This window comes from Psychrobacter sp. MES7-P7E, from assembly GCF_002863645.1.
GTDB lineage: Bacteria > Pseudomonadota > Gammaproteobacteria > Pseudomonadales > Moraxellaceae > Psychrobacter.
The window spans coordinates 1-13,235 of record NZ_PJBU01000107.1; the positions used below are offsets into that span (position 1 = coordinate 1).

Genomic DNA, 13,235 nt, shown 5'->3' on the forward strand with positions numbered 1-13,235 from the left:
AGATGAGTTTAAAGGGTTTCAGACTTATTTTATAGAGAGAAATCGTAGTAAAAAAGAAGGGAAATATTTATTTGCACTTGAGGGGATGTTGACTCCATTAGATCGAGGTAATGTGGATCGAGTATTTAAAAAGGTCATTGGCCCCCACTACCAACACTTGGTATTACATAGCTTTCGCCATAATGCTATTTCTAATATGGCAGTAATACTGAGATGTCGTCAAGAAATTTTAAATATCTTTACTGATTATACCGAAGATGAGGCCAAGCGTATCGGAGAGGATTTGTTAGGAAAAATGCGTATTAAATCTGGTCATCATTGGGATGCTTTAATGGAGTTTGCGGGACATGCTGACCTAGATACTACTTTTAGCTCATACGTACATACTGTAGATATCATCTCAGCACATTTACTTAACCAGGCGCTTACGAAACTGCCTGTTGATGTCGTTATGAAACTTACAAATAAAGCACGTCGAAGTTTTAATCAACATAATCCAAAAGCCTTAAATTTTGAACAGAATAGTATTGATCTGACAAAAATCCGCGAGTTTATCAATCGTGAGTTAAACATCAGAAAGCTTGATAACAATAAGCAATATTTTTCTACATCAAATATAGAAGAAGAGAGTATCGATATTTCACCTATTTTTGGTAGGTATGAGCGTTGGCAGATTGAAGAGTTTTTAAGTGAGATTGAGGCAGGTAAAACGGTGTCTGAAGCTGCCCAATATCATTTTGTATATGAAGATGCAGTTAGGCTATATGATCGAGCGCTATTTCTAGCAGCTGATGAGCATGGCAAGGCTCATTATAAATTAATATCTAAGTACAAACAGCCAAAGTCAGGGCATCTATTGATAGCACCAACGCTGCCAACCATTGCTAAAGAGCAGCAACTCGTGCAGGAAAGCTTTATTAAGTTAGAAAATCTATATCTCAAACAGCCGACGAAAGAGCATGTTCAACGTATGCTTTCAATTTTCTATAAAAAGGCTAACTCATCACATAGCGACCTTCGTTTTGCATTTAAGGAAAAGAAGGTTTTCTACGACTATTTGGATATCGCCATAAAAATACTACCTGCTAGATACTGGCGTATAAATATCAGTTCTTACCAGATGAAGCAAATAACAAAACCTAAAAAAGAGGAGTTAAGGTATCAGAAAATAATGAATGAAGAAAAAAAGCTAGAAATAACGACAGAGTTCAAAGCTGACTATCGTCAATTATCAAAAAATTTCACTAATGACGATTATTATAGTGGTTATTCATTGTCAGTAATCAATCCTAAAGAAGAAGAGATAATTCACGCTACGAACAATGAAGCTACCCGTGCATCGTCATCACTAATGAAGTATGTGATGCATTTACTGCTGATTGTGGATGTAAATTTTGAGCTAGTTAGATAACAAGAAACCAACTAAACAAGATAATTTTGATGAAAAGTGTCCAGATTGGAGTAATGGACCGTCTGGACTATATCGAAGGTTCAACTTTCTGAGAGAATACGAAAATATCGGGGCGGTTCAGTTTAGTAAGCGCACTATTAGAGAATACCTTGAGTATTAGAACTGACTTTTATCTATTGGCATAGTCTGTAAATTGCCATCAACTACCTGATATAGCGTAACCGTATATCCTGATATTTGATTGCCTGTATCGGTAAAGTTAAAAGTTTCATCAGCTTGAAAAAAGCTTTCTCTACCAAAGTACACATCGTTCTGTTCACCATACCATGTATCACCTGATGTGTATTTAATTAGGTAACCTCCCAAAGGTACTTCTACAGAGATTGTATCTCCGCCATGAATGTACATAGTCATTGTATGATCACGATTAGCTATACTTTCTAACTTAACATAATAATCTGACCCTGGCTAAGTTTTTATTTCTAGTGGAGCTATTGAATCCTGACCTCCAAGTCTTTCTTCATAAACACCGCTTGATGGTCTTGATGCAGGCTGAGCTTCTACGATCTTAGATTCTTGTTGGATGCTGTTTGAGCTGTTGTTACCTTCGCAACCAACAAGTAGTGAAACAACTAATAATGCAATTAAAATTTTCATCTTTTACCTATAAGAAAGGATAGTAATAAAACATATTAGAGATGCCTAACCGTCTCTTACCATCTAATTTTAAAGAAATGATCTAATATAGTTAAGTTCTTATAGAATCGATACAGCGCATATTATAGAGTAGCTTGATTAAGTTATTCTCCATCCATCCTTGGGGTAGAGACTTAGCTTGTGCCCACTTCTTTTCCTCCTAGGCTTCTAACCAACTTAGGATCTATACCTTTTTTTTGACTTTAAGATACAAGGGGCTCCTATTTAATACAATTGGTTATGTGTCATCTTTAAGTTTGAAGAGCAGAGTTATGATAGTCTAATCCCGTCATGCCTTGCTGCCTTTACCTGACTCAAATGAACGGCCTCCGATATAGTCGAGGTGGCTCAATTATATTCCACCATATTTTCTGTTAAATTCTGCGTCACTCATTAGTAGTAATATAACAAACTCAATGAATGCAATGATTGCAGGGATAAAAGTCCAACAGAATAGTAAATAAATAATACCCATTCCAATTTGACCCAGATAAAACTTGTGTATTCCAAGGCCACCAAGGAAAAAAGCTAATACAGCTGCTATTACTTTACTTTTACCATTCTGTGCTGATACAAATCCGTTTGACACTGCCATCTGCCTAACGCCACACTTAGGACAAATCTCAGCTTTCACGTTGATATTAGCTGCACAATCGCTACAAAACTTTTCGTTTTCATTTTTAAATCTTTGAGCAGCTACATTGTTCATAAATACATTCCCTAAATAAAAAGATAGTTCTTTATTGTCATAGATTATAAAAAAATTCAAAAACTATTTTTACGTCAATACACTCTAAAAACGAATGCGAAAAATTAAGTCATTGACCATTTTATACTGGTGTTTTTGTTAGTTATTCTTAAAAAATTCTTTCAAAAATATAAATATCCAATTAATGACTATCTCTTAGCTCAGCAATTTTAGGGCGCTGAAAATTACTGAGTCGAGTTTAAGTATCAGTTAAAGGATAAGAAATATTCTATTTTTATATAATGTTGACTTGTCAATACTTAACTTTAAGTTCCTGGAAAATTACATTTTGTTAATATTATGCACTTTTGTTGAAAAATAGCAACTAGTACTACTGAACTTATTAATTCAAATAATTATAAAACAAATATCGGGGAACTATAGTAAAAAATACTTTAATCAAGTAGAATTGCACGATATCTATGTACGGATCGAGTAATTTAAGGTCGCAAAATTGTTTCAAAAGTTACAGCTGCACAGGTCAACCGAAATAATAGGGTTTTTTTGCCCTTGAGATTGTAGTTCGATAATAGTTGTTATTACTCAACTTTTAATATGAATTTTTCGCACCAGATTGCAACATATAACTATTAGCAACTTTATCTACCAGCTGCCACGTAATCTCTACTCGTTTATTGCATAACTTACTATTTGACGATATTTATCGTCTCGAGGATTTCATGAATAAGTCAGTAATAAAAACCATTTTGATCACTGGTGTTATTGTCGCTATTGTAAGCGGCTTGATGATTTTAGAGATGAATGAGTTAGCGCCTGCATTTAAGCAGACTGGCCAATTAGCTTTTTATGTCGCTATTACTTTTATATCTATTTTTATCAGCGTAGTTTTTGCAGCGATACTGTTTCATCGCAATCGGCGTAATCCTCGCATTACAGTCAAGCGCGCCAAGCTGGTTTATGCCGGTTATGCCGCTGGTATTGCTGCGCTACTCTTTATATTGCCAAACTTTTTGCTTAAAAAGTCAGCTGCTTCATGTATCAAGCCAAATATCTATGCCGTGATATCAGATCCTTTGAATATAAAAGTCTGTATGAATATTAAGTCAGTGTTATTTACTAAGTTTTTACCTTTCACCACGCCGCTATTTTTGGGTAACCTGATAGTGAGTGCCTTAGTCGTTATGATGATGAGCATACTTATTTATCTACTGGTCACTGCTAAATTCTTATACGGCAATAATAGATAGCTATGATTGATAGGCTAGGCACATTATAAGTGAGCCACTGCTATCAATACGGCTTTTGCGCCAAAAAGCATCCGTATCATTCTTTTATCTGATAAAAATATTATATTGTCTAAATTTAGCAGGAGTTTGCCGTGTCAAATGTACTTATTGGGGTTGGTGGTTCAGGTCAGCATATTATTCACGCCTATTTGCGCGTGTTAGCATTAGGCAACGCCGGAGCGGTAGAGGTTCCTCACGTTTATATTATCGATGCTGATGCACAATCGCAACAGATTGCTAATCGCCGTAGCCAGCTAGTACCCGATATCCAAAGTCTGCATGAGTATCTACGCCATAGAGGCATCGATAATAAAACTCGAGAGGCTAATTTTGATATTATTCGCCCTTATAGCCAGAGTCTATCTTCTAGTAGTGAATTGACTGTCAAAAACGTACTATTGGCACAAAAGAGTAAGACGACGGAGGAGATTCAAGCCTTTTTTTATGAGAAGGACTTAAACATCAAAGTCTCAGAGGGTATGCATGCCAATCCAAAAGTAGGCTCAACTATTTTTGGTGAAAAGCTTGGACGAGTACTTGATGGTAGTGGCAAAGTAAATACGGCTAATAAGGCGCTTCTCCAGCAAGAGTTCTTATCGTTATTTGATGATGATGTGACAGGTATTAATACGGCAGGTTGTAATATTGTCATCGTCGGCTCAGTATTTGGCGGTACAGGTAGTGGTATTATTCCGACTTTGGCGCGAACCTTTAATGAGATTATTAATAGTTCAGGATCAGGCAGTACTGTCAATTTGGCTACGGTTGCCACGCTTCCTTGGTTCCAGCTAAAACCGGGTGAAGATGGCTCGACGGGAAGCGCGTTTGATACAGGTAAATTAAAACGTAATACTGCTTTTGCGCTGCGAAACTTCCAACATGAGTTGCAGTCTAATAGTAATAATGCCGTTAGCTCTATTTTTATTCAGTCAGGAAGTATGTGGCAAGGTATTCAGCGGCCAAGTGCCGGCGATTTTGACCAACCTGAACATACGCACGTGGTCAACTTATTAGCCGCAAATGCAGTACAGCATAGCTTTGCGCGTCACTTTGCGCCAAATGAGCTATATATGCCGATGACTCAGCTGTCTCATGAGATACGCCAAGGTCAGTTTCATCCGCATACTTCGGCAGCTCTACAATTTAAGGATTTCTCAAAAGACCAAGACGTTGCCAGTCTTTGGATGTTGTTGATTAAAAACGCTTTAAGCATCCTAGTGATGCAAGCCTTTATAGAAGTGCTTAATGGCTACTCTGAGGGTAGCATTAATCATACGGTATTAGGGGATTCAGCCGCGCAGTATGATACGGTTCATAAGCTGCTCGAAGAGATTAGCCAGCGCTTTGGTGTGAGCCATGAGAGCAAAAAAGCATGGTTCGGCCTGAAATCTGTGACTTTTGTACCCAAGGTCGTCGCAACAAATCTAAAAGATGCCTTAGCTTTTGAGCAAAAAGAATATCAGAGTAGCTTAACTTGGTTGTCTAAGCATGATTATGATAATAATAATGCCTCAGGTATTATTCCTGCATTTAGGGCATATAATAATATTAGTAGCGCTGACAATGCCAATTCATTATGGTCAAAACTGGTTGGCGCAAACGATCAGACAGGCTTTGAAAAAGATGAGCTGTGGCAATCGTGCGCGATGAAAGTCTTAGAAAAAACCATTCTTAATGACCAAGGTGGCATTGATACCACACTGCAAGCTAAGATTAATACTATTGTTGATCAAGGCGGCACGGATGCGAGTAAGTACGCTCAATTGGCTAGCAATATTGGCAGCTTAGTATTCAAAAACCTTAATAAATACGTTAGACCTTCAGAAGAGTTTGGTGAGACCTTTGCAGATTATCGTAATAATGATAATACCGCTCAATCCATCAGCCAAGTCCAATTACAGATGCAACAACAAAAAGGTAATATTGCTCATTACGGTGCGATGGATTGGGACTTGCAGTTAGCAGGGGATGTAGCTGCCTTGGATATTATGGATATAGAACATCCTAAGACACTGCGTTGGTTGGATGCCTTGTCGCCTACATCAACGACTGCCAATCTTATCAATACGATTCAGTTAGATGAGAGTATTGCGCAAGGTGTCCCTAATATCTTGGCGGCATTTTTATTACAGAAGTGGCGACTACAGATTCAAAGTGATATTACTGTCTCGCAGTTATTAGAGCAAAATCAAACCGACTATTACAAGATAGTGGCTAATAAATTCCAAAGTACCGATCAGGGTTTGTATTTATATGCTCAGCGTGTGATTGAAGCGGCGTTTTGGTTACTTATTAGCGGCTCGACAGAGGTGATTTATACTAGTATTGCACTAGACGATAATAATGCCTATCACCGTTGGCTCAAGCGTGAGCTTTTGACCCAAAATTGGTCAGACAGTGAGCTTGGTATGATAGTGACTAATGACTCAGAGCGCACACCATTATTTTTATGGAACGGCTATTACTGGTGCTTGGCGGCAAACAACACCGCTCAAGAGTACTTTGCTGGCTTGCTACAAAGCATGCAACTACCAAGTCTGCGTTACCGATATGCTGATCTGTTTTCACGCAAAACAAGCGGCGATAAAAATAAAATCAGCTCGTTAGATAAGTTCTTTGCCGGGCAGTTAAGTGTGCTAAAGACAAGACTAAAAAATAGCCCAAGCGCTAATAAAAATGCCCATGAAAACTTATTGTTAACGGCTTTGACAGGTATCTTGACTGACTTGCCGCCACCAGCGCCACCGAGTGTCGTTGAGCCTATGAATCCTGCGCTCAACTTAGGCTGTCGTAATGTTGTGACACTTAGCGAGATAGGTACTTCTAAGTCTGTAGTCAAAACCAGTAGCTATTTAATTAAAAATCCGCAAGTGGTCATGTTAGATAAACTGCCAGACAATAACGGTAACGTGGTCAATATTGAGCAATTTTTACCCGTCAAAAAAGAATATTGGTTGGACTCTGAAGTAATCGCTCATTTATCTGACAATAGTGAGGCTGTCCATACCCGAGTCAAATTCAATGGTGAAAGCAATAATGAGTGCTCAGTACAATATACTAAACTATATGTGCCAGATCTAGGCTGGATGGAATTTCCCTATGGAAATGATAGTAATCAAACCACTATTGCGATCACTCCTTATGATTTAGCATTTGGTGTTGGCGTTTGGCCGAATTTTAAAGTTGAAGGTTGGCGATACTACTTTATCACTGTGGATATCGAAAAGCGTAACGTCTATGAAGATTTAGCCAACAAGCTTCACACTACTTTAGGCTCAGATAAAATGACCGTCACGGTCTATTCTCAAGACTTAACAGAATCTAAAGTGTTTGGCTTTGATGCTATTCCCTTAAAAGTTGACTTTGTCCCTGCCATCATAGAGCTGTCTTGTGGCGATACTGTCATTGCGACCCAGCCAGTTATATTGAATGATAATCTAAAGTCAGGCAGTAGCCATATTAGATGTATTGGTTTGGATTTTGGTACGTCTAATACCTGTATGGCAAAAGCACATAAAGACCAAGGACAAGTGAAGCGCGAAAACCTGAATCTTGCCAATACTGCTGAGGAACCTAGAATGGAATGGTTGGTCTATTCAGAAGCCGATGATATCAAAGGTCAAGAAGAATGGCTAAAAAACCGCAGCGCATATTACTTACAGCGCCAAGCGAATGTAAGCAAGGGTGCCAGTTATACCATCCCTAGCGAGGTTTTATTAGGCTTAAGTAATCGTACCAACCCTGATGGTAGTAATCAGACTGACGTGCAGCTAAAGGCTATGAAGGAAGGTGCTGATAAAGGCAAAGTGCTTATCAACGGTCTTAACCTGAATGCACCTATTTTTACCCCTTTATGTAGTGACTTTTTAGGGGTTTCAAACTCAGATGATGAGCGTATTAGGTTCTTTAATAGCTTGCTTGAGACCAATGACATTCAGCGTATTTATGGCAATATTAAGTGGCCACAAGAGACGAGCGGCAGTGATTACCCTTTATCTAGTAGACTGCGCTCGATATATATCGAGCAGATGTTGATTGGGGTATTTGCCCGCTTAAGGTTCTCTGGGGTTACGGATATGGACTATGTATATGTCACGCGCCCTGATGCCTTTATGTTTGAAAATACTACCTTTGCCAATACTTACGCACGTGATATGAAAACCATATTGGCCAAGTTAGCAGATAGTACGGGAGTTGCTATTAAAGAGCCTGAGGTTATAGAAGTATCCGAGACCGAAGCAGCGCTACAGATGTCGATGATTAATCCCAATGAGTCTTATGTCATTATTGATATGGGCGGTGGCACGACAGACATTGATATTGAGCTGTCATATGAGGACTATGATAAGGCGATACAGCGCTTAAAATACTCAAGCAGTATTAAATGGGCAGGGAATGATTTATTAAATGCCATGCTTACGCCAACAAATAGCCCGATTCGCAAGTTCTTAGAGCATAAAATAGACATGAAGTCAGAAGGTGACAATGCAGCATATTATGAGACTTTGTTAGCGTCAGTTATGAAGCTCCAAATTCGTAATGGTATTCGTATCGTTGATGAGCTGCCAAGTGATCCAGGTGAGGTCGCAAAAGTCGCAGAGATGTTCTTTGAGAGTATTTATGAATACATATTTGTAAAAATAAAGCTATTGCTACAGCAGGCAGGCTTTAAATCTATCGATCAGTTAAAGAATCAAAGACTAAATATAGTGCTGCAAGGTAATGGCTTTAAGCTGAGTGACTACTTTAGCCATGACACTCACCCACATCCTACTATTAGCCAAGGTCATTATGCACCAAGAGTCTGGGAGACAGTCTTTGCTGACTTTATGGGTTGGGATGAGATAGAGCTTAATGTTAGCTATAGTGAAAACAGCAAAGAAAGTATGATTCGTGATGGTGCGGGTGGTATTGCAGATCAAATGTATGATAATGAAGACAGTAGTCCTTTAGAACATCCTAAAATGCTCTATCCGCCTAATATGTTTGATAAGAATACTACAGATAGCCCAATATTGGTTGATTACGATAAAGACGTGAGCGTTCCGCGTCTTAATGACAATCTACTCGATAAAGAAAACTTACTGCCAGTGTTAGAAACACTCTTTCCTTATACCGAAAGGTATTGGAATACTGATGTCGAAAAAGTAGCGTACCTGTTTATCAATAATAAATACGGCAATAAGAATTTTTATGATGTCAATGCCATGTATTTGAATGGGTCAGGTAGCGGTACGGATCGCTGGACTTTCAATTTAGCAATGATGCAGAAGTTACAGGGTAACTAGGAATAGTGTTATGAAAAACAATATTGGTAACTCTGAGGGTGTTATGCTAAAAAATTTGGTAAAAACTAAGGTTGTTATCTCGCTTAGCTTGGGCGCATTATTATTGCCTTTATCAGCTATAGCAGAAACAAATGAGCTGCCAACAGAAACTTATGCAGAAAATATTACTGATAGCTCTAAAAGTAAGGTTAATGAACTTACTAATGAAAATCTGAGCTTAAAAAAGGGAGAGTTATCGAATAGCGCTACCTCAGACCCTGTAATGACTGATTTGAATTCTAATAGTAATGAAAGCACACAAAACAATGATACAGCCACTACGAGCGTTCCAACGCAGGAGCCGAGTGAGGATGCTAAGCCTAACGATGGTAATAACGCTGCCAGTACTACGAAAGCTTTGGATAGCGTCAATGAGCTTGACTCTGCTAACACCGAAGAAAAAGCTATAGAACAACAACCAGAAATTGCTAAAGAAATGCCATTTTGGCAGAACACTGATTATCTGTTAATTGGTGGATTAGCTTTACTGCTTTTGGGAGGAGGGTTATTACTTTTTAGAAAAATCAGTAGTCTTAATGCTGAGAATCGAAATTTAAACCAAAAGCAAAAAATGTTGAGCAGTAATTTAGCTGGTACTAAGAAAGAATTAGCACAAGCTAAAATTAAGAATGCAGAGCTCGAAGCTAATCTTAACCAACAGCTTGCTATGCATACTGAGGTTGATGATAGTACTAGCGTTGCTCTTGGTGCTGTGTTACCCGTTATTGATGAGCTCATGGTGGAACCCGACATTGAAGACCTTAATGCAGCAGATCTTCAGCAGCTGTCTGATAGTATCACTACCTGGTTTAAAACAAATCGTGGCAACACCGAAGTTCGCGAACTCGTTCCTAATGATATTCAGCATAAGCTTGATCATCTCAGCTATAAGATTGAATTATGGGTAGGGAGTGATGGTGTTGATTCTGTTGAGCTGGCGTCAAATACCATGCGGGCCGCTGTAATTAGCTTGACTAAGCCTGATAGACAGGGCTTTGCTTATTGTTATAAAAAGCCAAACTCGTTATCTGCAGTTTGGGTTAATAAAGCTTGGTATCAAGCCCAGCGCACGGAGCGTTCACTTGAGGTAATCGGAAAGCCCTTGGAGAGTAATTAATGCGATTATATCAATTAACGTCTACTCGTGGTGTTAGTGCAGCGCTATTCATTGCAATGCTGGCAAGCTCCTTGGTGGGCTGTGGTGATGAGCCTGACGTAATTGTGCCTGCAGAGCCTAAAGCAAAAGTCAGTGCTAAGCCTAACGTAATGCCACCGTTGAACTTGGATATATTGCCCAAAAATAATAGCCCATCACCGATTGATTATATTATCGATGGCTCAGCAAGCATGTGTGGATATTTTAATGCTGAACTGAATACTACTGAGAATACGCTACCTATTACTAAGCTAGTGCAGTCAATTCAATCAGTACTTAGAACGGATGATCGGCTATTAATATTTATGCAGGAAGAGTCATCAGATAAGGCGGTTTATATACCTTTTAAGACTTTTGAAAACCAATTGATGCAAGGTAAGTGCGATCTTAATGGTCAATATACTGAGCTGGGTTTGATTCTGCAAGACTATAGAGAGCAGCCAGAGCTTCAGGAGAGATCTGTTGCCATAGTATCTGATATGCACTTTTTGCCAGCAGAAAGAACGAGCTTTGAAAATCAATATGATGCTTTTTTGAGTGCTTATGTCAATACTGAAAATTCAGGTTCTGCACTATCTAATGGAATAGTTTCGCTACGTGCCCCCTTTGTAGGAACTTATTACACGGTAAATAATGCAACTAAAACGCTTGCGCAGACGCAAAAGCATTTACACTTTTTTTGGTTAGCCAAGCAACATTCTAGTGCGCAGCAGATCGAAAAAATCCAACAAACCTTGATTAATGCCCAAAACCAACATTCTAATAGCGTCATCGCGCAAGCTGAGTTCTTACCGCAATTACGGCTTCTGACAGACGATGCCAAAAGCTATGATGCTTTTAGCTCGCCTGCACCCATCATCAGCCCGAAAAATGTGATTGATTTATCTATGGACGAGCTAAAGCCCTTTATCAGCGCCTTTGACCCTAACAGCGCACTCAGTGATGAGCAAAAAGAATGCTACGATGTTAGCTGGGGCGATAAAGACAGCATTATATTTTATCCTTATATCAACCCCAAAACTAATCGTGACAAGGTTTGTGCGGATGGTGCACTTTTCCGCTCCAAAACAGGCAGTACTTTAAGGCTGAATTTACCGCTACAGACAGGCTACAGTATCGTGCCAAAAGCACCCGCAACGGTTGAGGTGATAGATAACTATTTATCTATTCCCATTATAGAAGCAAAAAAAGCATGTATCGGCGTCAGCTCTGGGATGGCGGAGGCACAAAAAAGCGCTCAAGGAATAGACTTGCAATACGCTGCAAGCAGCAGCTCTATCAACACCAGCTACTATACACAATATTCCATCGAGCGAGACGGCTGTAACTCGGATGATGACTGTAGCAACTTAGTTGATAAAACCTTTCAATATAACCAGCTGATATCTAGTCTTGCCAATAAGTCTAAACAACATATTGAAGATCTATATCCGCGCACGATTAATATCAATTTAATTTGTGACCCAAGTATATGACCAGTAATGATGTGTGCGTGTTATGGCAATTATCAGCCAAAAAAAAGCTAGACAGTAATGACTTTGAATGTCGTCTTATTTTAGAGTATAAAGATCGAACGTCAATTGGTGTCATAGATATTAATACTTTAGGTAATAATGAAGAAAGTTGGTTACGTTTAATACGTGAAGAAGCGCCATTTAGTGGTTTTAGTGAGTCTGATATTCCGATTAAATATAATCTATCGTTATTCATTTCCTGTTTCATGGACTTCAATAAGCTACGACAACTACAACCCAAACTAAAGTACGTTTATTTATGGATAGCTGCTAGGCATGTCGAAGTTGGTCTTGAAACGGTATATCCACTCAGCGATCTAAAGGATGTAGAGTCTCGAGCGTCTAATAGAATTTTTGTACAAATGTATCCTAAAATTCCTTCACAAAAATATGTAGATTTAGAAGATGATTTGGGAGGGGTTGAAAACTTTCAGGGGTTATTAGAAAAGATTCAAGGGCAATCTGAACAGACTGTAGGCACTGAAGTACCTGTTTCCATTAAAAAGCCTAAAGCTACTAAAAAACTTACATCTACCCAAGATATTAAGGTGGTAAAGAAATCAGTAGTTACTCAAGAAGTGAAAGCTGCCAAAGAACCTATCATAGAGGCTAAAAGTAGACAAGATATATCCAGTGTCGCTAATAGTTCGGATGGTATTGGCCTAGAGATATTAGGCACAGAAAATGCTGATGTGATATGGGGCATCTTTTCCAAACAAGACCTAGATGACTTGGTAGAGGGTTTTAAAGATTGGGAGAGAGTGCACGGTAAAAACACCTTGCTTGCCAGATTACCCAAAAGCTTAGCAGATAAGATAGGCGGCGAGTTCAACATTGTGTTTTGGACCAGTGGACAAGGTATCAGTAATATGGTGGTGGATGATAGACCACCTAGACATACTATGGTCATGGGTCTTGTAAAGAGCGTTGCTGATAATATCAGCCATGGTATTGGATATTGCATACAGCGACCGACTAGCTTAGATAAAATGTGGACACATCAGAAGTGGCATGCTCTTGAATGCCAAGATAATGACATTTTAAAAGTGACAACAGTAATTTTTTAAACAATCATCACACAATGTAATATGGCTTAATTCTAATGAATAAAAATCTTCAATATACATTAATGAGTT

General features: G+C 38.8%; 9 protein-coding genes. 6 read left to right on the plus strand and 3 right to left on the minus strand.

Annotated features, from left to right (window positions below; genetic code table 11):
* Positions 1–1,411 (plus strand): hypothetical protein (locus tag CXF62_RS14745; protein ID WP_185156640.1); only part of this gene is annotated, 1,411 nt, incomplete at its 5' end.
* A 156-nt stretch (positions 1,412–1,567) separates the two neighbouring features.
* Here the strand turns inward: CXF62_RS14745 and CXF62_RS10000 are convergent.
* The 3 genes from CXF62_RS10000 to CXF62_RS10015 all read right to left on the minus strand — a co-directional run bounded on the left by CXF62_RS10000 (position 1,568) and on the right by CXF62_RS10015 (position 2,816).
* Positions 1,568–1,825: a hypothetical protein gene (locus CXF62_RS10000; protein WP_145990552.1), complete on the minus strand. Its 258-nt coding sequence runs from the start codon at positions 1,823–1,825 to the stop codon at positions 1,568–1,570.
* 54 nt (positions 1,826–1,879) lie between these two features.
* Positions 1,880–2,068, minus strand: a complete 189-nt coding sequence (locus CXF62_RS10005) for a hypothetical protein (RefSeq protein ID WP_102094214.1) — start codon at positions 2,066–2,068, stop codon at positions 1,880–1,882.
* Positions 2,069–2,459: 391 nt separating this feature from the next.
* On the minus strand, positions 2,460–2,816 hold the full coding sequence (locus CXF62_RS10015; RefSeq protein ID WP_102094215.1) for a TM2 domain-containing protein: 357 nt from the start codon (positions 2,814–2,816) through the stop codon (positions 2,460–2,462).
* 719 nt (positions 2,817–3,535) lie between these two features.
* Between CXF62_RS10015 and CXF62_RS10020 the strand changes: the two genes are divergently transcribed.
* The 5 genes from CXF62_RS10020 (at position 3,536) to CXF62_RS10040 (ending at position 13,166) form a co-directional block, all read left to right on the plus strand.
* Positions 3,536–4,063 carry a hypothetical protein gene (locus CXF62_RS10020; protein ID WP_102094217.1) on the plus strand — a complete coding sequence of 176 codons (528 nt, stop codon included), beginning with the start codon at positions 3,536–3,538 and terminating at the stop codon, positions 4,061–4,063.
* 131 nt (positions 4,064–4,194) lie between these two features.
* On the plus strand, positions 4,195–9,390 hold the full coding sequence (locus CXF62_RS10025) for a tubulin-like doman-containing protein (protein ID WP_102094218.1): 5,196 nt from the start codon (positions 4,195–4,197) through the stop codon (positions 9,388–9,390).
* A gap of 10 nt (positions 9,391–9,400) precedes the next feature.
* A complete protein-coding gene (locus tag CXF62_RS10030) occupies positions 9,401–10,546 on the plus strand; it encodes a hypothetical protein (RefSeq protein WP_102094220.1) in 1,146 nt (381 codons plus the stop codon).
* Positions 10,546–12,060: a hypothetical protein gene (locus tag CXF62_RS10035; RefSeq protein WP_102094222.1), complete on the plus strand. Its 1,515-nt coding sequence runs from the start codon at positions 10,546–10,548 to the stop codon at positions 12,058–12,060. The genes CXF62_RS10030 and CXF62_RS10035 overlap by 1 nt, the downstream gene beginning before the upstream one ends.
* On the plus strand, positions 12,057–13,166 hold the full coding sequence (locus CXF62_RS10040; protein WP_102094223.1) for a hypothetical protein: 1,110 nt from the start codon (positions 12,057–12,059) through the stop codon (positions 13,164–13,166). The genes CXF62_RS10035 and CXF62_RS10040 overlap by 4 nt, the downstream gene beginning before the upstream one ends.
* Positions 13,167–13,235 lie beyond the last annotated feature (69 nt).